Here is a 25,164-nt window from a genome sequence, read left to right as displayed (position 1 = left end):
AAGGAACGGACGCTTCCTTTGTACTCACCCTCTCGGGCTTTCCTCCGGGCTTTCCCTTCGGTCTTGCGTTTCCGACTCTATCAGACTCTTTCGTGTCCGATTCCCGGTCGAAGCGGGCCCTCTGCGAAGCAGAAGATTTGTTACTGCGCTTTCCAGTTCTTCGCTTTCGCGTTTCCCTTTCCGGCGAGTCCGACTCTATCAGATCCTTTCGGGCCTGATTCCCAGTCAGCGGGGTTTGCCTTCCCGGCTGTTGGGCCGTTCCGACGAGTGAGACTTTAGCGGAATCCTGGGCCCCGACGCTAATCGGGGTCGCGTTCCTTCGAACGCGGATTCCTCATTTCGCAAATGCGCACAGAAAGCTGGGCGACAGATGTCGCTTGCTCGATGTGGTTCCTGCGGAATGGCTGTCCGGGGACCGACCGGGGTCGGCGCTCACGTCGGACAACTCGGAGAATATTACGGTTGCGGGCGGCCCGTGTCAACCTCCGGCTGACCTGGAGTGTGGCGGAAGGCCAGGCGGTAGTCCCAGGGGCTGGTGGCCAGGTGGGTCGCGAAGTGCTGGCGCATGGTGATCTCGCTGCCGAATCCCGTACGGCGGGCCACCTCGGGGAGCGGGGGGTCGGACCGCTCCAGAAGCTTCTGGGCTGCGGCGACGCGTTGGGTGATCAGCCAGCGCAGCGGCGTGGTGCCCGTGGGCGCCTGGAAGTGACGGGCGAAGGAGCGGGGGGAGACGTTGTCGTCCTGGAGGAAGAGGGCGTCCGGGACGACCGTCACCTGAGGGTGGTGGGTGCGGAGGAGGTCGGTGAGCTGGCGCGGCCACCGCTGTGTCGCTGCACAGCGGTGGGTTCGCGAAGATCGCGACCAGTGCGGAGCTGGTGGCTGCCGCCGGGAAGTGCGGGTCAGCCGTTGCCCGAGGCCAGCTCACGACTGCGGTCGCGGGCTGCTTCGAGGGCGGCGATCAGGGCCGCGCGTACGCCGTGGTTCTCCAGCTCCCGGATGGCACTGATGGTGGTGCCGGCCGGGCTGGTAACGGCTTCGCGGAGCTTGACCGGGTGTTCGCCGCTGTCCCGGAGCATCACCGCCGCGCCGATGGCGGCCTGCACGATCAGGTCGTGGGCCTGGGCGCGAGGCAGGCCGAGCAGGATGCCCGCGTCGGTCATCGCCTCGACGAGGAAGTAGAAGTACGCGGGTCCCGATCCGGACAGCGCGGTCGCGGCGTCCTGCTGGGACTCGGGGACGCGGAGGGTCTTGCCCACACCGCCGAAGATCGCCTCGGCGGTGGCGAGATGTTCGGCGGTGGCGTGGCTGCCCGCCGAGATGACGGACATGCCCTCGTCGACGAGGACGGGGGTGTTCGGCATGACCCGTACGACCGGAGTCTTCGCGGCGAGGCGGTCCTCGATGAAGGCGGTCGTGATACCGGCGGCGGCGCTGATGACCAGCCGGTCGGCCGTGAGATGGGAGGTGAGTTCGTCGAGGAGACGGCCCATGTCCTGGGGCTTGACCGCGAGGATGAGGGTGTCGGCGCGCTTGGCGGCTTCGGCGTTGGTGACGGACTCGACGCCGTAACGGGTACGGAGTTCCTCGGCACGCTCGGAGCGGCGGGCGGTGACCAGCAGGTCGGCAGGGCGCCAGCCCGCCCGGATCATGCCGCTGAGCAGAGCCTCGCCGATCTTGCCGGTGCCGAGGACTGCGACTGTCTGGGTCATGCGGTTCACCCTCCGGACGGTGCGGTGGTACGCGGTTCTGGTGGTGCGTCGTCGCCGCCATCCTCGCACCGGCACGTCAGGTGGTGCGGCGGCGGAGGGTGGCTGCGCCGAGGGCGAGGACGAGGAGGGCGCAGCCCGAGACGATCAGGACGTCGCGGACGAAGTTGCCGGTGACCTCGGTGTGGTCGAGGACTTCGTTCATGCCGTCGACCGCGTACGACATGGGCAGGACGTTCGAGATCGCTTCGAGGGCGGGTGCCATCCGGTCGCGTGCGATGAACAGTCCGCAGAGCAGGAGCTGCGGGAAGATCACGGCAGGCATGAACTGGACGGCCTGGAATTCGGACGCGGCGAAGGCGGAGACGAAGAGGCCGAGGGCCGTGCCGAGCAGGGCGTCGAGCAGGGCGACGAGGAGCAGCAGCCAGGGGGAGCCGGCCACGCCGAGCCCGAGCACCCAGACCGACAGCGCGGAGGCCAGGAGGGACTGGAGGATCGCGACGGCGCCGAAGGCGAGGGCGTAGCCGGCGATCAGGTCGCCCTTGCCGAGCGGCATGGCGAGAAGGCGTTCCAGAGTGCCTGACGTGCGTTCGCGGAGGGTGGCGATCGAGGTCACCAGGAACATCGTGATCAGCGGGAAGATGCCGAGGAGCGAGGCGCCGATGGCATCGAAGGTCTGCGGGCTGCCGTCGAAGACGTACCGGAGCAGCGTGATCATCACGACCGGGATGAGGAGCAGCAGCGCGACGGTGCGGGGGTCATGGGTCAGCTGGCGCAGGACGCGGGCGGCGGTGGCGAGCGTGCGGGCGGGGCTGAGGGCCTGGGGTTCGGGCCGGGCACGACCGCCGGTGGGGGCCTGCGGGGTGGCGGGGGCCTGCTGCGGCGTGTTGGTCGTGCTCATCGGGCGTTCTCCTGAGATGTGGCAGCCTCGTCGACCAGGTGGAGGAAGGCTTCTTCGACGGTGGCGGTCCGGGCGTGCGTGCGCAGTTCCTCGGGGGTGCCGTCGGCGAGGATCTCGCCCCCGCGCATGAGGAGCAGGCGGTGGCAGCGCTCGGCCTCGTCCATGACGTGGGAGGAGACGAGGAGCGTGGTGCCGTGGTCGGCGGCGAGGGTGTGGAAGAGGCTCCACAGGCCGCGGCGGAGCACCGGATCGAGGCCCACGGTGGGTTCGTCGAGGACGAGGAGTTCGGGAGTGCCGAGCAGGGCCACCGCGAGGGAGACACGGGTCAGCTGGCCGCCGGAGAGAGTGCCGGCGAGAGCGTCCGCGTGGCTGGTCAGGTCGACATCGGTGAGGGTGCGGGCGACTGCGGCGCGGCGGGCGTCCCGGTGGCGGCGGCCCGGCTGGAGGATCGCCGCGAAGTAGTCGAGGTTCTGCCGGACGGTCAGGTCGGTGTAGACGGACGGGGCCTGGGTGACGTACCCGATGCGCGGGCGGAGGGTGGGGTGGCCCGCGGGGTTGCCGAGGACATCGAGGGTGCCGGTGACCTTGGCCTGGGTGCCGACGACGGCTCGCATCAGGGTGGATTTGCCGCAGCCCGAGGGGCCGAGGAGGCCGGTGATCCTGCCGGGTTCGACGGTGAAGTCGAGGCCGCGCAGGACGGTGCGGTTGCCTCGTACGACCGTGAGGCCGCGGGCCTCGATGGCGGCGCCCGAAGAATTCATCATGCGATGAATTTTGATCCTGGCGATGTCTGTCCGTCAAGAGCATGACCGGGCCGTCGTGCTGGACCTCCGCGGGCTGCACCACACCGCCCACGCATATGCCGCGGTCCTGGAGGGCTGGGCCGCGGAGCGGAAGGCGCGCGAGGCCCTTCGGCGTGCGGATCAGGAGCGCGGTGGGGAGGGAGTTGGGGTCGAGCCCGGGCGGATCGCCACGCTCAGGTCGGCCACGTAACTCTCCTCGACCGTGCCGTCCGGGAAGCACTCCGCCAGCCGGCCGCGCTCCTCGTTGAGGAATCGGTGCGTGGGTTCCTCACCGAGGACGAGGAGGCGGAGTGGCTGCCGAGGTTGGCGAGGTGGGTGTCGAGAGACATCCGTCGGGTCCAGGGCACCGTGCGGTGTACGAAGCTGAGCTCGGACGGCAGATGGCGGGAGCGGACGGGTGAGCCGTGGGCGCCCTCGTCGGCACCGATGAAACGGCGGAGGCGGGCGTCCTGCTCGGCGATCCAGGGGACGCAGTGGTCGGAGACATTCCGCCAGAGGGCGAGTGCGCCGCCGGGGCGCAGGGCCTCGGGGGTGGCACGGTTCCGGTCGGTCCAGTGCCAGGGCCGGGCATACGTGATCAGGCCGGCCGATGCAGTGGCGATGGGGAGTTGGTTGCCGTCGCCGCGCGTGGTCGGCACGTACGGGAGTGCCTGGTGCAGTTCTTCCGCCATGCATGCGCCCGGTTCGACTGCGGTGACCCGTGCGCCCCGGTCGTGGAGAAGCCGGGTGGAGATGCCCTTGCCGGCGCCGACGTCGATGGTGCGGGCGCCCCGCAGGGGGCGGCCGGCCAGTTTCTCGAGGTGTCGAAGGGCGGGCGGATAGCCGCGGCGTACTGGGCAACTGCGCGGTCGAAGGAGAGGGCGCGGGGTGGGGCCGGGGAGGTGGGTGAGGAGGTGCGTGCCCGGAAATCGGAGCCGGAGGGAAGACGGGGCCATCCTGGCCCGCGTGGGGCCCTGCGCCGGTACGCGCGGCACTTGACCCGCGCTCGTGGGGCCCTGCTCCCGTGGGGCCGCCCTACGTGCGCTTGGGCCGCTTTCCCTTGGTGGTCTTGCGGGCGGCCGGGTTTCCGGTGCGGGCCGAGCGGCGCTTCGCGTAGCGGGCCAGGGCCGTCTCGTACTCCGTGCGGCGCAGTTGCTCGCCCGGCGCCTCCTTGAACGTACGGAGGAAGTACGCGATCAGTGAGCCGACGAAGCCGATGGTCTTGAGGCCGCGCAGATTGGCCTCGTGGGCCGGGTCGGCCGGGCGGCGGCTGAAGCCTTCCCACGTCTTGCGGAAGGCGATGGCGCTGCAGATGGCGAACATCAGGACGACCAGGATGCCGACGAGGTTGCCGACCTCGGCGATCTCCACTCCCTGGAAGGCGAAGCGGAGTACGAAGCAGGCGGCGACCGCGGCCGCGAGGGAGCCCACCGCCGCCCCGACGCGTCGCAGCCCGTAGCCCCCGTCGTGGTCGACCCAGGTCGTACCGAAGAAGAGCAGGGGCTCGGGCTGCGGGCCGGGCGCAGTGCTGCCGGGCGTGGTGCCGGGGCCGGGGCCGGGGGCTTCGCTGTTCTCGCTCACGAGCCCGATTATCCCCAGGCGGTCGCAGTCCCGAGCGTCGTCCCCGTCACAGTCCCGACCGCCGTCCCGTCACGGTCCCGGTCAGTCGCAGCGCGGGGCGATGTAGCCGTCGCTGCCCGTGTGGACGTAGGCGTCCGCCACGAACTGGCCATTGGCGATGTTGTCCCAGAGGTTCGAGGTGCCGTACGGGCCGGTGACCCACTCCCCCGGCTTCTGGCAGTAGACCGGAACCTTCATTCCGTACGGAAGCGTCCTGACGATGCCGTACTGGGTGCCCGGTCCCGTGCGGACGTTGACCCGGTAGCCCGGTGCGATGGGATACCTGGTGACGTCGTCGGTGCCGGCGAGCGCGGCCACGTCCTCGGCCGCGTCGGTGGTGATGTCGATGTGCTCTTCCATAGCCGTGAGGCCCTCCCCCGTTGAGAGACGGTGTGTACGACGCGCAGGTTACAAGCTCCGCCCGTTTCGCACGCACCATCGACTAGGCTCCGTGCGTCGCGCTTGCGGACGAACACACGGGGGTGGGCGATGCCGCCGCTGCGAGGTACCGGAGCCAATCCGGAAGCGGAGCGTCCGGAGTACGCCGGTCACTACCGCCTTGAGGCATGTCTCGGCGCGGGCGGCATGGGCGTCGTACACCTGGCGCGCTCCACCTCGGGGCTGCAGCTCGCCGTCAAGGTGGTGCACCAGCACTATTCGGCAGACCCTGAGTTCAGGGCACGCTTCCGGCAGGAGGTCGGGGCGGCGAGGCGGGTCAGCGGGGCCTTCACAGCACCGGTCGTCGATGCCGATCCAGACGCCGCACGGCCGTGGATGGCCACTCTGTACGTGCCCGGCCCCACACTCTCCGACCAGGTGAAGCGGAACGGGCCGATGGCCCCCGCCGAACTACGCAGGCTGACAGCGGGACTTGCCGAGGCGCTGCGCGACATCCATCGGGCCGGAGTGATCCACCGCGACCTCAAGCCGAGCAATGTGCTGCTCTCCGACTCCGGGCCCAAGGTCATCGACTTCGGGATCTCCCGGCCGTACGACAGCGATCTGCGCACCGAGACGGGCAAGCTGATCGGCTCACCGCCGTACATGGCGCCTGAGCAGTTCCAGCGGCCGCGTGAAGTCGGTCCCGCCGCGGACGTGTTCGCCCTGGGGGCCGTGCTCGTCCATGCGGCGACCGGCCGGGGGCCCTTCGACTCCGACAGCCCGTACATCGTGGCCTACCAAGTGGTGCACGACGAGGCCGATCTGGTAGGGGTGCCGACCGATCTGGCACCGCTGATCGGCCAGTGCCTGGCGAAGGACCCTGCGGAGCGGCCCACTCCGGACGACATCATGGCGGCGCTGCGCCCTCCTTCGTACGACGCAGCGGCGTTCATACCGTCGCAACGGCGGCCGCGGGCTGTCAAAGCCCCGGCGGTGTCGGGGCCGGAGATCGCGACCGGGGCGGACGCGGACACGCATGTAGGCGCGGGCGCGGCGACGCGGGGCGGGAAGGCGGCCACGAGCGGTGGCGGCAAGCGGCGGTGGCTGGCAGCCGTTGCGGCGCTGCTCGTCATGGGTGCCGGTGGGGTGTGGGCTGCCGGGGTGGCGGGCGACTCAGGTGGCTCGGGTGAGTCGGAAGGCTCCGGTGAGTCGGGTGGGTCAGGCGGCACGAAGGGCTCGGCAGCGCCGTTCGCGCCGTGGCGGACGCCGCTGCCGACCTCGGGCAGCTCCACGCCGGTCTGTTCCTCGGCCGGTGGTGCCGACGAAGAGGCGTCCGGCCCGTCCGCCGCGCTGTACTGCGCGGCGGACGGTATCGGCGCCGCCCGGCTGGATCCCGCGGACGGCCGGGTGCTGTGGTCCCGTCACGGCCCCGCCGGGGACACCCCGTCGGTCGGCGTGGTGTCGGTCTCCGGCGGTCTGGTGCATACGGCGGTGCCGGGCGGGAAGCTCCGGGCGTACGACCCCGCCAAGGGCGAACAGGTCTGGGACGCGGATCTCTCCCCGTACCTCGGCGCCCCCTTCGCCACGGGTGACACGCTGCTGCTGGTCAGTGAGGACGGCACGACCGAAGCGCTCGACTCCGCAACCGGCGTGTCCCTCTGGCGGCATCCGCTCACCGGGCACCAGCGGCCGGACTACGCGCTGTACGACGAAAAATCGGGGCTGGCCTACGCATTCGAGCACTCGGCCTACGGGTCCACCACGCTGGTCACGGCCGTCGATGCGGCAACGGGGCACGCGGCGTGGCAGCGGCGGCTGGACGGAATGCTCACCCCGGTGGGGACCTCGGACGGTGCGCTCGTCCTGACCTCCATGAACGGGGACGCCCAGACCGTCGGACTCGTCCGCTACGACCCGGAACGGGGGCGCGTCGCACGGTTGGCGCTGCCGTTCCGGATGAACGAACCGGAGGTCGTGGTCGGCGGGGACACCGCGTATCTGCTGGCGCACGGCGGGACCCTGGTCGCCGTCGACACCCGCCGGGCGGGCGACGGGGCTGTCCGCTGGCAGCTGGAGACCGCTGCCGGGCGGACGTCGGCGCCCGTTCTCGCCACTGGGAACCGGCTGTACTTCTCGGCGGCGGACGGGCGGCTGCTCGCCGTGGACACCGAGCACGGAACGCTGCTGGGCCAGACGGGCCCCCGGCTCCGGGACGGGAAGCTCACGTACGCATCGGCGCTGCCCGCGCCTGTCGCCGCCGGCCGGACCGTCTTCGGTACCGCGCCCGACGGGTCCGTGTTCGCCGTCGACGGACAGGACCCCGCCCACTGGTGAGAGCGGGGTCCGGTGACGGCGTTCGCGGGTGCCTCGGCCAGCCTTGGTTCAGCCGAGCTTGGACACGTCCCGCACCGCGCCGCGGTCCGCGCTCGTCGCCATCGCCGCGTACGCCCGCAGCGCCGCCGAGACCTTGCGCTCGCGGTTCTTCGGCGCGTACACGCCGTTCAGCGCCTCACGGCGGGTGGTCAGCTCGGCTTCGGGGACGAGGAGCTCGATCGAGCGGTTCGGGATGTCGATCCGGATCCGGTCGCCGTCCTCGACCAGTGCGATCGTGCCGCCCGACGCCGCCTCCGGCGATGCGTGGCCGATCGACAGGCCCGACGTGCCGCCGGAGAAGCGGCCGTCGGTGACGAGCGCACAGCTCTTGCCGAGGCCACGGCCCTTCAGGAAGGAGGTGGGGTAGAGCATCTCCTGCATGCCGGGGCCGCCGCGCGGACCCTCGTAACGGATGACGACGACGTCGCCCTCCTTGATCTCCTTGCGAAGGATCTTGTCGACGGCCTCGTCCTGCGACTCGCAGACGACCGCCGGGCCCTCGAAGGTCCAGATCGACTCGTCGACGCCCGCCGTCTTCACGACGCAGCCGTCCTCGGCGAGGTTCCCCTTCAGGACCGCGAGGCCGCCGTCCTTGGAGTACGCGTGCTCCAGGTCGCGGATGCAGCCGCCCGCCGCGTCCAGGTCGAGGGTGTCCCAGCGCTCGGACTGCGAGAAGGCCGTCGCGGAACGCACACATCCGGGGGCCGCGTGCCACAGCTCGACGGCCTCGGGGGACGGGGAGCCGCCGCGGACGTCCCAGTTCTTCAGCCACTCGCCGAGGGTGGCGGAGTGCACCGAGTGCACGTCCTCGTTGAGCAGGCCGCCGCGGTGCAGCTCACCGAGGATGGCGGGGATGCCGCCGGCCCGGTGGACGTCCTCCATGTAGTACGTGCCCCCGGGGGCCACATTGGGGGCAACCTTCGACAGGCAGGGGACGCGGCGCGAGACCTCGTCGACGTCGTCGAGGTCGTAGTCCAGCTCGGCCTCCTGCGCGGCGGCGAGCAGGTGCAGGATCGTGTTGGTGGAGCCGCCCATGGCGATGTCCAGCGCCATGGCGTTGTCGAACGCGGCGCGGGTGCCGATGGAGCGCGGCAGGACCGTCGCGTCGCCCTGCTCGTAGTAGCGCTTGGTGATCTCGACGACGGTGCGGCCGGCCCCCTCGTACAGCGCCTTGCGGGCGGTGTGCGTGGCGAGGACGGAGCCATTGCCGGGGAGGGAGAGACCGAGGGCCTCGGTCAGACAGTTCATCGAGTTGGCGGTGAACATGCCGGAACAGCTGCCGCAGGTGGGGCAGGCGTTCTCCTCGATACGGAGGATGTCCTCGTCCGAGACGTTCTCGTTGACGGCGTCACTGATCGCGTTGATCAGGTCGAGCTTGCGGACCGTGCCGTCGACGAGGGTGGCCTGGCCGGCCTCCATCGGGCCGCCGGAGACGAAGACCGTCGGGATGTTGAGGCGCATCGCGGCCATCAGCATGCCTGGGGTGATCTTGTCGCAGTTGGAGATGCAGATCAGCGCGTCCGCGCAGTGCGCCTCGACCATGTACTCGACGGAGTCGGCGATCAGGTCGCGGGACGGGAGGCTGTAGAGCATCCCGGCGTGGCCCATCGCGATGCCGTCGTCGACGGCAATCGTGTTGAACTCACGGGGGACGGCGCCCGCGGCCCTGACGGCGTCGGAGACGATCCTGCCCACGGGGGCGAGGTGGGTGTGGCCGGGGACGAACTCGGTGAACGAGTTGGCGACCGCGATGATCGGCTTACCGATGTCCTCGCCGGCTACGCCCGAGGCCCGCATAAGGGCGCGAGCGCCCGCCATGTTGCGGCCGTGGGTGACAGTGCGCGACCTCAGCTGGGGCATCGTCTCTCGCTCCTTCGACAGAAAAGACTGCCTTCGAGCCTACGCCTCGACTCCAGGATCTGGACACCATGTCCGGAATGCGGGACGGGGTGCTCAGTGGGTGGCCGAGGTGCGGCTCGATGGGCGGAGGTCGCCGCGCGGGGTCCGTTCCCCCTGCCGGCCCCCGTCCTGGAACCGGGGCTCCACCGGGGACCCCGGTTCTCGAACGCCGGACGGACCGAAAGGTCACCCGGGGCGGTCAGGTCTCCGTCAAGTAACGCTGGAGCGTCGGTGCGACCATGGCGATGATCTTCTCGGGGTCCGCCGAAGCCAGCGGCTCCGCCTGGATCACGTACCGCAGCATCACGATCCCGAGCATGTGCGACGCGGCCAGTTCCGCACGGAACGTCGCGTCCGGTACGTCCAGTGCCTCCGCGATCCGCTCCAGCAGCCGTCGCAGGACGAAGCCACGCAGGACCTTCGCCGCCCCTTCGTGCGTCAGGGCGGAGCGCATGATCGCCAGCAGGGGGGCTCTGGACGCCGGGTTCTCCCACACGCCGATGAAGTAGCGGGCCAGCCGCTCCCCCAGGCCGTCCGTGCCCATACCCAGGACGGACGGGATCACCAGGGCAGGTTCGAAGGAGACCTCGATCGCCGCCGCGAAGACCTCGTCCTTCGTGCCGAAGTAGTGGTGGACGAGTGCGGCGTCGACGCCTGCTGCCCTGGCGATGCCCCGGATCGACGTCTTGTCGTAGCCGCGTTCGGCGAATTCGGTACGGGCCGCTTCCAGGATGCGTTCGCGGGCGCCGGGGCCGGTGTCTGCCGTCGTACGGGCGGGGCGGCCTCGGCGCTTCGGGCGCTCGGGGGGTGTGTGCGCCGTGCCCTCCCCGCCGGTGTTCCCGCCCGTCCTGCCGGGGGTCATGAGCGCGGGACCTGCGCCGATGAGGACGCCAGGTGGAGCCGGGTGAAGGCGAGCGCTTCCGCCAGGTCGGCTTCACGCTCGGCTGCGGACATGGCGCGGCGGGTGTTGACCTCGATGACGACATGGCCGTCGAAGCCCGTACGCGCCAGGCGCTCCAGCAGTTCCGCGCAGGGCTGGTCACCGCGGCCGGGCACCAGGTGCTCGTCCTTGTTGGAGCCCTTGCCGTCGGCGAGGTGGATGTGGGCGAGCCGGTCGCCCATCCGGTCGACCATGGCCATGCCGTCGGTGCGGGCGGTCGCGGTGTGCGAGAGGTCCACGGTGAAGTGGCGGTAGTCGTTGTTGGTGACGTCCCAGTCGGGGGCGTACGCGAGCATCTCGCGGTCCCGGTACCGCCACGGGTACATGTTCTCGACGGCGAAGCGCACATCCGTCTCGTCCGCCATCCGCCAGATGCCGGTGATGAAGTCGCGCGCGTACTGGCGCTGCCAGCGGAACGGCGGATGGACGACGACGGTCGTCGCCCCGAGCTTCTCCGCGGCCGCCCGGGCCCGCTGAAGCTTCACCCATGGATCGGTGGACCAGACCCGCTGGGTGATCAGCAGACAGGGCGCGTGAACGGCGAGGATCGGCACCTGGTGGTAGTCCGAGAGGCGTCGCAGCGCCTCGATGTCCTGGCTGACGGGATCGGTCCAGACCATGAGCTCGACGCCGTCGTAGCCCAGACGTGCGGCAATCTCGAAGGCCGTCGCCGTCGACTCCGGATAGACGGAAGCCGTCGACAGGGCGACCTTCGCATCCGGGATGCGCACCACTGGTTCTGCCACGCAGACAGCGTACGGGTCAGGTGCGCGCGCCACCGAGGCGTCAGAGCGGAAAGTGAGAAGGGCCATGACTCCGCTCCCGGCGTTCCGCGCTCCCCCGTCGCCCCGGTCCTCGGGCGGATCGCGCGGTCAGTTCAGGGCGGTGGACGCCGCCGTCGGGAGGTGGTCCAGGCGGCGCAGGATCACTCCCTCGCGCAGCGCCCACGGGCAGATCTCCAGCTCCTCCACACCGAAAAGATCCATCGCCCCCTCGGCGACCATCGCCCCGGCGAGCAGCTGCGCGGCCCGCCCCTCGGAGACACCGGACAGCCGGCCGCGCTGCTCGGCTGTCATGGCCGCCAGCTTGGGCACCCACTCCTCCAGGGCCTTCCGGGTGAGGACCCGCTGCACGTAGAGACCCTCGGCGGAGCGCGCGGCGCCTGCGATCCTGGCGAGCTGCCTGAACGTCTTGGAGGTCGCCACGACGTGGTCGGGGCGGCCGAAGCGGCTGAACTCGCCGACCGTACGGGCGATGCTGGCCCGCACATGGCGGCGCAGCACCTTCACCTCCGTCGGGTCCGGCGGGTCGTGCAGCAGCCAGCCGGCGGTGAGGCGCCCGGCCCCGAGCGGCAGCGACACGGCGGCGTCGGGCTCCTCGTCGATGCCGTACGCGATCTCCAGCGAGCCGCCGCCGATGTCGAGGACCAGCAGCTTCCCCGCCGACCAGCCGAACCAGCGGCGGGCCGCGAGGAAGGTGAGCCGGGCCTCCTCCTCGCCGCTGAGGACGGCGAGATCGACGCCCGTCTCCTCCCGTACCCGGGTCAGCACACGGTCGGCGTTGCTCGCTTCCCGCACCGCGGACGTGGCGAACGGCAGCACGTCCTCGCAGCCCTTGTCCTCGGCGGCCTGCAGCGCACCGGCGATCGTCGACACGAGCCGGTCCACGCCCTGGGGGCCGATCGCTCCGTCCGCATCGAGAAGTTCGGCCAGGCGCAGCTCCGCCTTGTGCGAATGCGCGGGCAGCGGGCGGGCGCCTGGATGCGCGTCCACCACCAGCAGATGAACCGTGTTCGACCCCACGTCGAGGACTCCGAGTCTCATACGCGGAACGCTACTGCTCCTGCGGACTTACCCTTGGCCCGTGGCAAAGACGAAAAAGGCGAAGCCGGGCAAAGTCACGAAGAAGCAGAGAACGAAGCAGGAGATGCAGCAGCCGGAAAAGACCGGGCCTGACCGGTCCGAAGACGAGAAGGGGATCGACTTCGCACGCGCCTGGGTCGAGTTCCCCGACCCCGCGGACGACGAGCAGATCTTCCGCTGCGACCTGACCTGGCTGACCTCCAGGTGGACCTGCATCTTCGGCAGTGGCTGCCAGGGCATCCAGGCGGGCCGCGCGGACGACGGATGCTGCACGCTGGGTGCGCACTTCTCCGACGAGGACGACGAGAAGCGGGTGGCGGACCACGTCTCCCGGCTGACGCCGGAGCTGTGGCAGTTCCACGACGTCGGTACGGAGACGGGCTGGGTCGAGGTCGACGACGACGGCGAACGCCAGACGCGCCGCTGGAAAGGGTCCTGCATCTTCCAGAACCGGCCCGGATTCGCGGCCGGAGCCGGGTGCTCGCTGCACATCCTGGCGCTGCGCGAGGGCAAGGAGCCCCTGGAGACCAAGCCGGACGTGTGCTGGCAGCTGCCGATCCGGCGGACGTACGAATGGATCGACCGCCCCGACGACACGCGTGTGCTCCAGGTCTCGATCGGCGAGTACGACCGCCGGGGCTGGGGTCCGGGCGGTCACGACCTGCACTGGTGGTGCACGTCGGCGACCTCGGCGCACGGGGCCGGGGAGCCGGTCTACGTCTCGTACCGGCCCGAGCTCACCGAGCTGATGGGCAAGGAGGCGTACGAGCGGCTGGTCGAGCTGTGCGAGGAGCGGTTGTCCTCGCTGCTGCCGATGGCGCCGCATCCGGCGGATCCGGTAGGACCTGCCAAGACGCAGGGGCCCGGTGGCCCGCTGGGCTGAGGGCCGACGGGCCGAAGCCGGCTTTCAGCCCGTCGGCGCCGGGTCGGACGGGCTTGTTCCGGGGCCGGACGGGCTGGACGAGTTCGACGGGTCCGGTGACGGGGACTGAGTCGGGTCCGTCGGCGAGGGTGTGGGCTCCGTCGGATCGGGCGACGGGGCGGTCGGTGACGGGTCCGTCGGCGAGGGTGTGGGCTCCGTCGGATCGGGCGACGGGGCGGTCGGTGACGGGTCCGTCGGCGAGGGCGTGGGCTCCGTCGGATCGGGCGACGGGGCCGTGGGACCGGATGGGGACGGCGGCGGGGCGGACGGGCCGCCGGACGACGTCGCTCCGTACCCGCTGATCGCCACCGCCGAGCCCGATGGGGCGAGGCCGATACGGGCAGCCCAGGCACCCGCGGGTTCCCTCGTGTGGTCGACGAGGACGCGGATCGTGACGCTCTCACCTGCGGCAAGGGTGCCGGAGGACCTGCTGAGGCGGAGCCAGGGCGCATCCGCCCGCGCCGACCAGGCCACGGGCGCCCCGCCCGAGGCGCTCAGCGTGATCAGCGTCGCGCCACCGGAGGAACGGGCCATGACCCGGATCCTGGCGGGGCCGCGCCGTCCCGTCGCCGAGCTGATGACCTCGGCGGAGACATCCGGTGCACGGCTGCCGTCCTTGAAGCGGGCGCCGGGCTCGGGGCTGGCGTTGCCCGCGTTCTCGTAGCGGTCGTGCGGGTCGCCGTCGAGACCGCGCCGGTCATCCGTCCCGGCTGCGGTGACCGGCGCTCCGTCGTGCCCCTCGCCGGTCAGCGGCGCCCCCCGATAGGCCGACCACAGGGCGATCATGGGGGCGGCGACAACCGTCGCCACCACCGTCGTCGTCACGACCCTCGCCCGGAGCCGGTCCCGGCGCGCGGCGTGGTCCTTGGGGTCCATCGGGAAGCCCGCCCGGTCGAAGCGCGGACTGCCGGACCGATTCCTCTGGGCATGGATCATCGCGACGTATGCGGACGGCCGTGGTGCCTCCACGATCGGCAGCGCGGCCGCAGGGGTCACGGCACCGCCCGGCCAGGGGCCCTCGGCGCCCGCCCGTTCGGCGGCGCGACGGCAGCGGGGGCAGTCGTCGACGTGACGGACGAGTTCGCGGCGCAGGGCGGCGGAAAGCAGGACCCGGTGGTCGCCGGTGAGGCGGGCGACGGTGGGACAGTTGCCGGTCTCGACGACGGCGAGGGCGGCGCGGGTGCGTTCCACCTCGCAGGCCGCGGCGGCGAGGATCTCGTGGGCGGTCGCGGGTTCGAGGCCGAGGACGGCGGCCACGGCGCTCGGGGCGAGGCGGTGGCGTACGGCCAGTTCGAGCGCTTCGCGTTGTTCGGGGGTGGTGCCGGCCGCTTCGGGCCAGGCGAGCTGCGCGAGTTCTCGGCGGTGCGCTTCGGCGGCCGGGGCGGAATCGGGGGGCGGAGCGACGGCGGTCGTAAGGCCCGCCCCGCTGGTGGCCGGGGGTGGGGTGACGGCCGGGAGCGCACGGTTTTCCGGACGCACCCCCCTGGGGGACTTCCCGCCCGACTGCCTCCCCGGCTGCTGGCGATGCGCCTGACGACCCCGTTTCTGCTCGGCGAGCGTGCGCAGGCAGGTCCACCTGGCCAGCGCGTACAGCCAGGTTTTACGTTCCTCCTCACCCGCGGGGCACCGCCCGTTCTGCCGCTCCGCGAGGGCGAGCACCGTCCCGAGCGCCTCGACGGCGCCGTCGTGGTCGCAGAGCACGGAGAGGCAGTAGGTGAACAGGCCGTCGAGATGCGGCTCGTAACGGGCGGGCGGTCTCCGCGGCGACGAGTGGGGTGCACGGCACTGCGTCCGGTGTGCGCCGGTGGTGGATGCGGAGGTCTCCAGCCTGCTGCTCGTCACCCGGCGACCGTAGGCAGGGCAAGGCACGTTCTTGGCATCTCTTGCCCACTATTAACCCTTACGGGTGAACGTATCGCTCAAAATGGGACAGGAACCCCTGATTCCGCCGGAGCCTCCTCTCCGTTCCCTGCCACCGCGACCGCCCGCGCACCGGCGCCGGGCGGTGTTGTCAGTCCTCACCTATACGGTGGCGCCATGGCTGCCCGTACGAAATCCGCGAAGGACCGGCCGTCCTATCGCTGCACCGAATGCGGCTGGACCACCGCCAAGTGGCTCGGCCGCTGCCCCGAATGCCAGGCCTGGGGGACGGTCGAGGAATTCGGCGGTGCCCCTGCCGTACGGACGACGGCGGCCGGCCGCGTGAGCACGGCCGCTCTCCCTATCGGCCAGGTCGACAGCCGGCAGGCCGCCGCCCGGTCGACCGGTGTCGACGAGCTGGACCGGGTGCTCGGCGGCGGGCTGGTCCCCGGCGCTGTGGTGCTGGTCGCGGGCGAGCCGGGCGTGGGCAAGTCGACGCTCCTGCTGGACGTGGCAGCCAAGGCAGCCAGTGACGAGCACCGCACCCTCTATGTCACCGCGGAGGAGTCCGCGAGCCAGGTGCGGCTCCGTGCCGACCGAATCCGCGCGATCAACGACCACCTCTACCTCGCGGCCGAGACCGACCTCTCCGCGGTCCTCGGCCATCTGGACGCGGTCAAGCCGTCCCTGCTCATCCTCGACTCCGTACAGACCGTCGCCTCGCCCGAGATCGACGGTGCGCCCGGCGGTATGGCGCAGGTCCGGGAAGTCGCCGGAGCGCTCATCCGCGCCTCCAAGGATCGCGGCATGTCCACGCTGCTGGTCGGCCACGTCACCAAGGACGGCGCGATCGCCGGACCGCGGCTGCTGGAGCATCTCGTCGACGTGGTGCTGTCCTTCGAGGGCGACCGTCATGCGCGGCTCCGGCTGGTCCGAGGCGTGAAGAACCGGTACGGCGCGACGGACGAGGTCGGCTGTTTCGAGCTGCACGACGAGGGCATCACCGGCCTCGCCGACCCGTCCGGGCTCTTCCTCACCCGGCGCGACGAACCCGTACCCGGCACCTGTCTCACAGTCACCCTGGAGGGACGTCGTCCGCTCGTCGCCGAAGTGCAGGCACTGACGGTGGATTCGCAGATCCCGTCGCCCCGGCGCACCACCTCCGGGCTCGAGACGTCCCGGGTCTCGATGATGCTGGCCGTTCTGGAGCAGCGCGGCCGGATCAGCGCGCTCGGAAAGCGGGACATCTACAGCGCGACGGTCGGCGGTGTGAAGCTCTCCGAGCCCGCCGCCGACCTCGCGGTCGCACTGGCGCTGGCCAGTGCGGCAAGCGACACACCACTGCCCAAAAACCTGGTGGCGATCGGCGAAGTGGGCCTCGCGGGCGAGGTCAGACGCGTGACCGGGGTGCAGCGCAGACTGGCCGAGGCACACCGGCTGGGCTTCACCCACGCACTGGTTCCGACCGACCCGGGGAAGGTCCCGGCCGGTATGAAGGTCACGGAAGTCGCCAACATGGGCGATGCGCTGAGAGTACTCCCGCGCCGGTCTCGTACGGAGGCCCCACGGGAGGACAACGCGCGCCGGTAGACTTTGCCCTGGTCTCGCCCGTCCGTACGAACGGTATGAGGGACGTAAGGGCACCGCAAACCTGTAACCGGAGGAGTGCAGTGGCAGCCAACGACCGGGCAGCATCGCCCGGAAAGTCCGGCCAAGGCACCGGTAACGAGGCGCTGATGCGCGCCTCGCTGAGCGCCGTCGCACCCGGAACGGCCTTGCGGGACGGCCTGGAGCGCATTCTCCGTGGCAACACCGGCGGGCTGATCGTGCTGGGCATGGACAAGACCGTCGAGTCCATGTGCACCGGCGGCTTCGTGCTGGATGTCGAGTTCACCGCGACGCGACTGCGCGAGCTGGCCAAGCTCGACGGGGCGCTGATCCTCGACAAGGACATGAGCAAGATTCTCCGGGCCGGCGTGCAGCTGGTCCCGGACGCCTCCATCCCCACCGAGGAGACCGGCACCCGCCACCGCACGGCGGACCGGGTCTCCAAGCAGTGCAACTTCCCTGTCGTCTCGGTCTCGCAGTCGATGCGTCTGATCGCGCTGTACGTGGACGGGGAGCGTCGGGTCCTGGAGGAGTCCGCCGCAATCCTGTCGCGCGCCAATCAGGCCCTCGCCACCCTGGAGCGGTACAAGCTCCGGCTCGACGAGGTGGCGGGCACGCTCTCCGCGCTGGAGATCGAGGACCTGGTGACGGTCCGCGATGTGACGGCCGTCGCACAGCGGCTGGAGATGGTGCGCCGGATCGCGACCGAGATCGCCGAGTACGTGGTGGAACTGGGCACCGACGGCCGGCTTCTCTCGCTCCAGCTCGACGAGTTGATCGCGGGCGTCGAGCCGGAGCGCGAACTGGTCGTGCGCGACTATGTGCCGGAGCCGACCGCGAAGCGGTCCCGTACGGTCGCGGAGGCGCTGACCGAGCTGGACGCGCTCTCTCACACCGAGTTGCTCGAACTGCCCGTCGTGGCACGGGCCCTGGGATACAGCGGCTCGCCCGAGACCCTGGACTCGGCGGTCTCGCCGCGCGGCTTCCGGCTGCTGGCGAAGGTGCCGCGACTGCCTGGGGCGATCATCGACCGGCTCGTGGAGCACTTCGGAGGACTGCAGAAGCTGCTCGCTGCGAGCGTGGACGATCTTCAGACGGTGGACGGGGTCGGCGAGGCACGGGCGCGGAGCGTGCGCGAGGGGCTCTCGCGGCTGGCCGAGTCGTCGATTCTTGAGCGGTACGTGTAGGGGGCGGGTCTCACGTCGGCCCGGGGCCCGGTCGGTCGACCGGGCCCCGACGTGCGTGTGGGACCGTGTTCACGTCCTGCTCAGCACAGGCACTTCGCGGGCCGGTCATTGGCGGGCCGGTACTGCGCGAGCCGGTCTTTCCCGTCGGCCGTGCGCGCCGGCTTCTCGCGGATTCGCGCTTCTCGAACTGGCCCTTCGTACACCGGCACTTCGCACATGGGCCTTTCGCGTCAGTCCTTCGCGAGGACGAACGATGCGCGCTGCAGGGGCTCGCCGGAGGCCTTCGCCTCGACGAGGTACGTACCCGGACCCACGGATCCCGCGGGTGGCGTCGCGCACTGCGGAGCGCTCTTCCGCCGGTCCCACTCCACGGTGTGAACGATGGTCGCGCCCGCCGGGACCTCCAGCAGCACACTGCCCGCGTCGCGCGGGCAGTCCTTGGAGGACCACACCTCGGCGTCATCGCCACCGGCCTCGGTGATGGTGAGCACCGCGCTCTTCGGTCCGAAGTCGGCCTTGCAGTCGGTGGACGAGGTGTTCTTGGCGATCAACTGGAACTTCGGCTTCTCGCCGGGGCCGTACCTGAGCCCGGTGCGCAGGGTCAACTGCAGTGCGGAAGCGGTGCAGTCGGGGATCGAGGAGCCGGCCGGGACCTGCCGGCCCTCGGTTCCGCCGCCGGATTCCGATCCGGTGCCGGGGTCGCCGTTGCTGCCGTCGACCGTCCCGCCCGTGGTGTCCTCGGAGCCCGCGTCGGTACCGCCGCTGCCGTCGGTGGTGCCCGACTCGTCGCGTCCGCGCGGCTGTTGGCTGATGGCCGGCCCGGAACTGGCAGGTCCAGGACCGATGGAGTGTGCGGGACCGGACCCGTTGGGCCGGGAGTCGTCCTTGTTCCCCTTGCTCCCGCCGGAGGTGACGGCCCATACGATCAGCAGCGCGAGCAGCGCAATCAGCGTCGCCGCTACAGCCCTCCGTCGCCAGTAAATGGTGGAGGGAAGCGGCCCGATCGGATTACGCAGAGATCCCACGGCGCAAACTGTACGAGAGATCCGCGCCAACTCCCGCCCCCACCCGCCGCTCCAGCCCACAAGTTTTGCGGATCATCATCATGGGGTGGCTGGATTTCGACCCCAACTCTCGTCAGGTGCGGCCCCTGACGATCGCGCAATGTGACGACCGTGCACCTTTGCCTACGGTCAGTCACATGAGGAGTCCGACCGCTGAGGCCGCGTACAGGGACATCACCGACTTCGCGCACGGCGCGCCGTCACGGGTGCGGCATCTCGCCGAAATATGGACGGAACGGGGGCTGCTGGCCTTCGGCGTCCTGTTCGTCGCGTCGGCGCGGCAGCCTCGTTGACGCCCGCTGCCCGTCGACGGGCGACTGGTCGTTCCCGGGCCATCACGCGGCCGTAGCCGGCGCCGCAGCAGTCGCACTGGCGTGCGCCCGGCCGCGCACGGCCTGGTTCACCGTGCCGATGGCACTGCTGACGGTGCTCCCCCGGGTCTTTGCCGGGGTGCACTGTCCGCACGATGTCGCGGCGGGGCTGCCGGTGGGCGGATCCGTGGCGGCGCTGGTGACCGTCCCGCTGTCCCGTCCGACGCGCTCGCTCGCCCGGACAGTACGGGACAGCCGGGCATCCCTCGCGGTCTGGATATCCGGCCCGGGGACGGGTGGCCAGGCCCGGGCCACCCGGCACAGGCCGCTGATCGGACCGGGGCCTGGGCGGAAGCCCGGGTGGCAGTCCGGGCGAAGGCTCCGACCGGATCTCATCGTGGGGGCAGACGGGTGGCTCTATCACCCCAAGGGCCCTCAAGCGGGGCGACACCACCGTGACCATGACCATCGTCTGCCCTTCCATGTCAGGATCGACGTGCGATGACTGCCATGACTGCGACACAGACGCCCCCCACATCCCTCCACGCTCCCGTGATCGGGTGGTTCGACCAGCACGCCCGCGATCTGCCCTGGCGCCGCCCCGAGGCGGGTGCCTGGGGTGTGATGGTGAGCGAGTTCATGCTGCAGCAGACCCCCGTCAACCGGGTCATCCCGGTGTACGAACAGTGGCTGGCCCGCTGGCCGCGCCCCGCCGACCTGGCCGCCGAGCCGCCCGGTGAAGCGGTCCGCGCGTGGGGCCGGCTCGGCTACCCGCGGCGTGCGCTGCGGTTGCACGGTGCCGCGCAGGCAATAACGGAACGGCACGGCGGCGACGTACCGAGCGAGCACAGCCAGCTGCTCGCACTGCCCGGGATCGGTGAGTACACAGCGGCGGCCGTGGCCTCGTTCGCGTACGGGCAGCGGCATCCCGTGCTCGATACGAACGTCCGCCGGGTGTTCGCCCGGGCCGCGACCGGCATTCAGTACCCGCCGAACGCGACCACCGCCGCCGAGCGGAAACTCGCCCGCGCGCTCCTCCCCGACGAGGACGAACGCGCGGCCCGCTGGGCGGCAGCCACGATGGAACTCGGCGCGCTCGTCTGCACCGCCAAGAACGAGGACTGCACGCAATGCCCGATCGCGACGCAGTGCGCCTGGCGGCTGGCCGGGAAACCCGCGCACGAGGGACCTCCGCGCCGCGGCCAGACCTACGCCGGTACGGACCGGCAGGTGCGCGGACGGTTGCTCGCCGTTCTGCGTGAGGCGGTGACCCCGGTGTCGCAGGCGGCACTGGACACCGTGTGGGACGAGCCGGTGCAACGGGCACGGGCGCTGGACGGCCTGGTCGCCGACGGCCTGGTCGAGCCGCTCCAGGGCGGCCAGTACCGACTTCCGCAGAGCTAGGAGGTCACTGAAGATCTTGGCCGGGCTCCCGACGCCTTGCACGCACATCTGCGGCGTTGCCAAAGCGGCCTGATAGCTCCGCTATGAGGCCGCTTCGGCGCCTTGCAGCTGCACGCACCAGACGCCGCTCGCTGATCCGGCCAAGACCTTCAGCACCCTCCTGGGGCGTGTTTCGAAAGGAGCGGCGTCCGCCTGCAGGGCGGGCCTGGCGGCGTCTGGTGCGTGCGATCGCAAGGCGGAGGGCCGCCCCGATACCGGTCGTATCGGGGCGAGCCCGACAACGCAGCGAGCGTGCGTGCCAGGCGTCGCCAGGCAGGCGGGACTTTCGAACACGCCCTAGGGCGGGTTTCGCCCATGAGGAACCTCGCCCAGTGCGTGCGATCGCAAGGCGGCCGGACGTCCTGGGTTGGGTTCCCTGCTCGAACGGAGCTGAGAGCTTGGGGAAGGAGCTGCCAGGACTTCCGGCCGACGCGGCGAGCAGGCATGCCGGACGGTGCGACGGGGTAAAGCCTGCCGGGAGGGGCACCAGTGCCGTGACCGGCGGATCAGGGCCGCGACGCCTTGCACGGCCCTGATCCGCCGGACACCCCCCTGGGAGCAGAGCAGGAAGGCCTTCCCCCCTCCGCTGTTACACAACCGATGGACAGCCGTGCGTCGGCGTATGGCTGCTCCGCACAACGCCGTGACAACCGCTCCGTAACGTCTCCGACCGTCAGCCACGCACCAGTGGCCGGCAGAGGACAAACGGGGATCGACGGGGACGGAGGCGGTTGGAATGGCGCAGGGCGAGGTGCTCGAATTCGAAGAGTACGTACGCACCCGGCAGGACGCACTGCTGCGCAGTGCGCGCCGCCTGGTCCCCGACCCGGTGGATGCTCAGGACCTGCTGCAGACCGCCCTGGCCCGTACCTTCGGCCGCTGGGACGGCATCGCCGACAAGTCCCTGGCCGACGCCTACCTGCGCCGCGTCATGATCAACACCCGTACGGAGTGGTGGCGGGCCCGCAAGCTGGAGGAAGTGCCCACCGAGCAGCTGCCCGACGCCAGCATCGAGGACGGCACCGAGCAGCGCGCCGACCGTGCCCTCCTGATGGATGTCCTCGGTGTGCTGGCTCCCAAGCAGCGCAGCGTCGTCGTGCTGCGACACTGGGAGCAAATGAGCACGGAGGAGACGGCCGCGGCACTCGGTATGTCGGCAGGTACGGTGAAGAGCACGCTGCACCGTGCGCTGGCTCGGCTGCGCCAGGAGCTGGAGAGCCGCGAGGCCATGAGCAGGGAAGTCAGGATCCGTGAGGCCCAGGGCCACACGGCGGGCGACCGAGCTCCTGCCACCGGAGCCGCGCAGCGTGCGCGGGCAGGGGCGCAGCTCCGCGGACAGGCGGACCGGCGTCATGACGAACGGGGGCGGGAGCGGTGCGCGGCCTGACAGGCAGCGGTGAACGCAGGGACGGCAGAAGCGGTACCACCGGCGGGGACACGGCGACCGGCGGAAGCGGGGCGACCCGCAGTGGTGGCCGTCGGCGGACCCGGTGGGCTGCAAGCAGTACGGCACTGGTCGGGCTCGCTGTTCTGGCGCTGCTCACCGTCAGCTGTTCCACCGGTGGTACGGGCACCCGTGACGAGGGCCCGGCAGGCTCCCAGCCGGCCGCCCACGTCAGGCCTTCGGCCACCGCGCCGTCCACGGCGAAGCCCGCCCCGCGGGTCGATCCCGTCCAGCTGGTCAAGCGGGACTCCCGGGTGAGCGAGCGGGTCAGGACGGACCTGAAGCCCTGCACAGGCCACGAGTACCCGGTCGACTCCTCGTACGGCAGGCTGACGGGCGGCTCCGCGCCGGACGTCGTGGTGAACGTGATGACCTGCGGCGACGCGGTGGGTGTCGGCACCTACGTGTACCGCCGGCAGAGCAACGGAACGTACAAGAACATCTTCACCACCGAGCAGCCCGCGGTCTACGGCACCATCGACCGGGGCGAGCTGGTCGTGACGACGCAGGTGTACGAGAAGAAGGACGCGGTCGCCTACCCGTCGGGCGAGGAAGTGGTCACGTACCGCTGGACCGGCAACCGGTTCGCCGAGCACGACCGGGTGCACAACGACTTCAACAGAGCCGTCGGCAACGGAGAAGGGGATTTTCCGGAGCCCACGGAACCGCCCAAGAACTGAGAGCAGTCGATGGCCGAGACCCACGTCCTGTTCGTCGAGGACGACGATGTCATCCGCGAGGCCACCCAGCTGGCGCTGGAGCGTGATGGTTTCGCGGTCACCGCGATGCCCGACGGCCTCTCCGGTCTGGAGGCGTTCCGGGCCGACCGGCCGGACATCGCCCTGCTCGACGTGATGGTGCCGGGCCTGGACGGGGTCAGTCTGTGCCGTCGTATTCGCGACGAGTCGACCGTGCCCGTGATCATGCTGTCCGCCCGCGCCGATTCGATCGACGTGGTGCTCGGCCTGGAGGCCGGCGCCGACGACTACGTCACCAAGCCGTTCGACGGCGCTGTTCTGGTCGCCAGGATCCGAGCTGTGCTGCGCCGCTTCGGCCATGCGTCGGGCGGACAGCAGGGCGGTGCGGAGGCGGAGTCGAAGCCCGTCGGCGGGGTACTGGTCTTCGGCGACCTGGAGGTCGACACCGAGGGCATGGAGGTACGCAGGGGCGGTGTGCCCGTGGCGCTGACCCCGACCGAGATGCGGCTGCTGCTGGAGTTCTCCTCCGCGCCCGGCACGGTGCTCTCGCGCGACAAACTGCTCGAACGGGTCTGGGACTACGGCTGGGGAGGAGACACCCGGGTCGTGGATGTCCATGTGCAGCGGCTGCGCGCCAAGATCGGGCAGGACCGGATCGACACGGTCCGCGGTTTCGGCTACAAACTCAAGCCATGAAGCGGCTGGCACTGCGGACGGGGGTCCGCTGGAAGATCAGTATCGCGATCGCCGCGGTGGGCGCGCTCATCGCCGTGACACTGAGCCTCGTCGTCCACAACGCCGCCCGCGTCTCGATGCTGGAGAACGCCCGTGAGGTCCAGCTGGAGCGGCTGACATACGCCCAGCTGCTGTATGAGGCGACGAAGACGAAGAAGGCCGACCCCAAGTTCGGCGCCAAGCTCAACGACCCGACGATGCCGCAAAGCCTGCGGGCGGAGATCCGCAAGAACCGGCGCGCCACGCATGTCGACGAGTACGGGAACGGCGTGCCCGATGTGTGGGCCGCCGTGCCGCTGGCCAATGGCGACGTGCTGTCCCTGCACACCCGCTTCGCGAACCGTTCCGCCACGATCATGGGCGATCTCGACCGGGCGTTGATCATCGGCTCCGTCTCGGTGGTCTTCGGTGGCTGCGCGTTGGGCGTGCTGATCGGCGGGCAGCTGTCACGCAGGCTGCGCAAGGCGGCGGCCGCGGCCGGCAAGGTCGCGCAGGGCCAAACGGAGGTACGGGTCAGGGATGCCATCGGGGGGGTCATCCGGGACGAGACCGACGAGCTGGCCCGCGCGGTGGATGCCCTGACGGACGCGCTGAACGAACGGATCGAGGCGGAGCGCCGGGTCACCGCGGACATCGCGCACGAGCTGCGCACCCCCGTGACCGGGCTGCTGACCGCCGCCGAGCTGCTGCCGCCCGGCCGCCCCACCGAGCTCGTACGGGACAGGGCGCAGGCGATGCGCACGCTCGTCGAGGACGTGCTGGAGGTGGCCAGGCTGGACAGTGCCTCGGAGCGTGCCGAGCTGCAGGAGATCGCATTCGGCGAGTTCGTCAGCCGCCGGATCGCGCTGCTGGACCCCGATGTGCGGGTCCACGTGGTGCACGAGTCGTGGGTCAACACCGATCCGCGCCGGCTGGAGCGCATCCTCGGCAATCTGCTGGGGAACGCCGCGAAGCACGGCTCCACTCCGGTGGAGGTCACGGTCGAGGGACGGGTGGTGCGCATCCGCGATCACGGGCCCGGTTTCCCGGAGGCGTTGCTGCGCGAGGGCCCGAGCCGGTTCCGTACCGGAAGCAGCGACCGCTCCGGGCGCGGGCACGGCCTGGGGCTGACGATCGCGGCCGGTCAGGCCCGGGTGCTCGGCGCCCGGCTGACGTTCCGCAACGCGGCGCCGCAGGGCGCGGCCGAGGGGACCGGCGGGGCGATCGCCGTGCTGTGGCTGCCGGAGCACGCGCCGACGAACACCGGCAGCTTCCCGATCGTGCACCTCGCCGAACAGCGCATGCCCGAGAGCTCGCGGGCGGCCGCGCCGTCGGACGGCACACCGTTCGGCAGCTGATCGGGCCGGGCAGTGACCAGGGGCCCCGGGGGGGGGGGGGGGGGGGGGGGGGGGCGGGCGGGGCGGGGGGGGGGGGGGGCGCGGCGCGCGG

23 protein-coding genes and 2 pseudogenes are annotated in these 25,164 nt (G+C 71.0%); 12 read left to right on the top strand and 13 right to left on the bottom strand.

The features are described from left to right. Positions 1-456 precede the first annotated feature (456 nt). From ACIBB8_RS05995 to ACIBB8_RS05980, 4 genes and pseudogenes are all read right to left on the bottom strand, one after another. Positions 457-807: pseudogene (locus ACIBB8_RS05995) on the bottom strand (helix-turn-helix domain-containing protein); the annotation flags it as partial. A 92-nt stretch (positions 808-899) separates the two neighbouring features. After that, a complete protein-coding gene (gene proC, locus ACIBB8_RS05990) occupies positions 900-1,709 on the bottom strand; it encodes a pyrroline-5-carboxylate reductase (RefSeq protein WP_398949206.1) in 810 nt (269 codons plus the stop codon). 76 nt (positions 1,710-1,785) lie between these two features. Next, positions 1,786-2,607 (bottom strand): ABC transporter permease, encoded by an 822-nt coding sequence (locus ACIBB8_RS05985; RefSeq protein WP_398949205.1) that lies wholly within the window; start codon positions 2,605-2,607, stop codon positions 1,786-1,788. Continuing rightward, positions 2,604-3,371: an ABC transporter ATP-binding protein gene (locus ACIBB8_RS05980; protein WP_398949204.1), complete on the bottom strand. Its 768-nt coding sequence runs from the start codon at positions 3,369-3,371 to the stop codon at positions 2,604-2,606. The genes ACIBB8_RS05985 and ACIBB8_RS05980 overlap by 4 nt, the downstream gene beginning before the upstream one ends. 22 nt (positions 3,372-3,393) lie before the next feature. Between ACIBB8_RS05980 and ACIBB8_RS05975 the strand changes: the two genes are divergently transcribed. Continuing rightward, entirely contained in the window at positions 3,394-3,600 is a 207-nt protein-coding gene (locus tag ACIBB8_RS05975; RefSeq protein ID WP_398949203.1) for a hypothetical protein, read from the top strand. On the opposite strand, the gene ACIBB8_RS05970 is transcribed toward ACIBB8_RS05975, so the two are convergent. From ACIBB8_RS05970 to ACIBB8_RS05960, 3 genes are all read right to left on the bottom strand, one after another. Further along, positions 3,584-4,345 carry a class I SAM-dependent methyltransferase gene (locus ACIBB8_RS05970; protein ID WP_398949202.1) on the bottom strand — a complete coding sequence of 254 codons (762 nt, stop codon included), beginning with the start codon at positions 4,343-4,345 and terminating at the stop codon, positions 3,584-3,586. The genes ACIBB8_RS05975 and ACIBB8_RS05970 overlap by 17 nt on opposite strands. 79 nt (positions 4,346-4,424) lie before the next feature. Then, positions 4,425-4,970, bottom strand: a complete 546-nt coding sequence (locus tag ACIBB8_RS05965) for a hypothetical protein (RefSeq protein ID WP_398949201.1) — start codon at positions 4,968-4,970, stop codon at positions 4,425-4,427. 81 nt (positions 4,971-5,051) lie between these two features. Next, the gene (locus ACIBB8_RS05960) at positions 5,052-5,369 is read right to left on the bottom strand and encodes an SH3 domain-containing protein (protein WP_398949200.1); all 318 of its coding nucleotides are present in this window, start codon (positions 5,367-5,369) and stop codon (positions 5,052-5,054) included. Between the two features lie 129 nt (positions 5,370-5,498). Here ACIBB8_RS05960 and ACIBB8_RS05955 point away from each other — a divergent pair, with 129 nt between their 5' ends. Beyond that, positions 5,499-7,724, top strand: coding sequence for a serine/threonine-protein kinase (locus tag ACIBB8_RS05955; protein ID WP_398949199.1), 2,226 nt, complete (start codon positions 5,499-5,501; stop codon positions 7,722-7,724). A 48-nt stretch (positions 7,725-7,772) separates the two neighbouring features. On the opposite strand, the gene ilvD is transcribed toward ACIBB8_RS05955, so the two are convergent. From ilvD to ACIBB8_RS05935, 4 genes are all read right to left on the bottom strand, one after another. Further along, positions 7,773-9,623 carry a dihydroxy-acid dehydratase gene (gene ilvD, locus ACIBB8_RS05950; protein WP_398949198.1) on the bottom strand — a complete coding sequence of 617 codons (1,851 nt, stop codon included), beginning with the start codon at positions 9,621-9,623 and terminating at the stop codon, positions 7,773-7,775. Between the two features lie 238 nt (positions 9,624-9,861). Further along, a complete protein-coding gene (locus ACIBB8_RS05945; protein ID WP_398949197.1) occupies positions 9,862-10,524 on the bottom strand; it encodes a TetR family transcriptional regulator in 663 nt (220 codons plus the stop codon). After that, positions 10,521-11,348 (bottom strand): sugar phosphate isomerase/epimerase family protein, encoded by an 828-nt coding sequence (locus tag ACIBB8_RS05940; RefSeq protein WP_398949196.1) that lies wholly within the window; start codon positions 11,346-11,348, stop codon positions 10,521-10,523. The genes ACIBB8_RS05945 and ACIBB8_RS05940 overlap by 4 nt, the downstream gene beginning before the upstream one ends. Before the next feature lie 126 nt (positions 11,349-11,474). Continuing rightward, positions 11,475-12,425, bottom strand: a complete 951-nt coding sequence (locus ACIBB8_RS05935) for a Ppx/GppA family phosphatase (protein ID WP_398949195.1) — start codon at positions 12,423-12,425, stop codon at positions 11,475-11,477. A 40-nt stretch (positions 12,426-12,465) separates the two neighbouring features. On the opposite strand from ACIBB8_RS05935, the gene ACIBB8_RS05930 reads away from it, so the two are divergent. Continuing rightward, entirely contained in the window at positions 12,466-13,347 is an 882-nt protein-coding gene (locus ACIBB8_RS05930; protein ID WP_398949194.1) for a hypothetical protein, read from the top strand. A 24-nt stretch (positions 13,348-13,371) separates the two neighbouring features. Here the strand turns inward: ACIBB8_RS05930 and ACIBB8_RS05925 are convergent, their stop codons facing one another. Continuing rightward, positions 13,372-15,228 carry a hypothetical protein gene (locus tag ACIBB8_RS05925; protein ID WP_398949193.1) on the bottom strand — a complete coding sequence of 619 codons (1,857 nt, stop codon included), beginning with the start codon at positions 15,226-15,228 and terminating at the stop codon, positions 13,372-13,374. A 195-nt stretch (positions 15,229-15,423) separates the two neighbouring features. Between ACIBB8_RS05925 and radA the strand changes: the two genes are divergently transcribed. Together radA and disA are read left to right on the top strand one after the other, a co-directional pair. Next, positions 15,424-16,836, top strand: a complete 1,413-nt coding sequence (gene radA, locus ACIBB8_RS05920; RefSeq protein ID WP_398949191.1) for a DNA repair protein RadA — start codon at positions 15,424-15,426, stop codon at positions 16,834-16,836. Between the two features lie 80 nt (positions 16,837-16,916). Then, a complete protein-coding gene (gene disA / locus ACIBB8_RS05915) occupies positions 16,917-18,041 on the top strand; it encodes a DNA integrity scanning diadenylate cyclase DisA (RefSeq protein ID WP_266984410.1) in 1,125 nt (374 codons plus the stop codon). 230 nt (positions 18,042-18,271) lie between these two features. On the opposite strand, the gene ACIBB8_RS05910 is transcribed toward disA, so the two are convergent. Then, positions 18,272-19,066 (bottom strand): hypothetical protein, encoded by a 795-nt coding sequence (locus tag ACIBB8_RS05910; RefSeq protein ID WP_398949190.1) that lies wholly within the window; start codon positions 19,064-19,066, stop codon positions 18,272-18,274. Positions 19,067-19,242: 176 nt separating this feature from the next. Between ACIBB8_RS05910 and ACIBB8_RS05905 the strand changes: the two genes are divergently transcribed. The 7 genes and pseudogenes from ACIBB8_RS05905 (at position 19,243) to cseC (ending at position 25,073) form a co-directional block, all read left to right on the top strand. Then, complete coding sequence (locus ACIBB8_RS05905) at positions 19,243-19,398, top strand: hypothetical protein (protein WP_398949189.1); 156 nt, start codon at positions 19,243-19,245, stop codon at positions 19,396-19,398. A gap of 40 nt (positions 19,399-19,438) precedes the next feature. Then, positions 19,439-19,921, top strand: a pseudogene (locus tag ACIBB8_RS05900) (phosphatase PAP2 family protein); the annotation flags it as partial. After that, the gene (locus ACIBB8_RS05895; protein ID WP_398949188.1) at positions 19,918-20,820 is read left to right on the top strand and encodes an A/G-specific adenine glycosylase; all 903 of its coding nucleotides are present in this window, start codon (positions 19,918-19,920) and stop codon (positions 20,818-20,820) included. The pseudogene ACIBB8_RS05900 and the gene ACIBB8_RS05895, both read left to right, overlap by 4 nt. A gap of 775 nt (positions 20,821-21,595) precedes the next feature. Further along, complete coding sequence (locus ACIBB8_RS05890) at positions 21,596-22,246, top strand: SigE family RNA polymerase sigma factor (RefSeq protein WP_398949187.1); 651 nt, start codon at positions 21,596-21,598, stop codon at positions 22,244-22,246. Further along, positions 22,234-22,983 (top strand): hypothetical protein, encoded by a 750-nt coding sequence (locus ACIBB8_RS05885; protein ID WP_398949186.1) that lies wholly within the window; start codon positions 22,234-22,236, stop codon positions 22,981-22,983. Before ACIBB8_RS05890 ends, ACIBB8_RS05885 begins: the two co-directional genes overlap by 13 nt. A gap of 9 nt (positions 22,984-22,992) precedes the next feature. Beyond that, a complete protein-coding gene (gene cseB / locus ACIBB8_RS05880; RefSeq protein WP_398949184.1) occupies positions 22,993-23,697 on the top strand; it encodes a two-component system response regulator CseB in 705 nt (234 codons plus the stop codon). Beyond that, the gene (gene cseC / locus ACIBB8_RS05875; protein WP_398949183.1) at positions 23,694-25,073 is read left to right on the top strand and encodes a two-component system sensor histidine kinase CseC; all 1,380 of its coding nucleotides are present in this window, start codon (positions 23,694-23,696) and stop codon (positions 25,071-25,073) included. Before cseB ends, cseC begins: the two co-directional genes overlap by 4 nt. Positions 25,074-25,164 lie beyond the last annotated feature (91 nt).

The organism is Streptomyces sp. NPDC051286 (genome assembly GCF_044455345.1).
In the GTDB taxonomy this organism is placed as follows: Bacteria; Actinomycetota; Actinomycetes; order Streptomycetales; family Streptomycetaceae; genus Streptomyces.
Note: the sequence above shows the minus strand (reverse complement) of the source record. Positions and strands in the feature narration are given on the sequence as shown.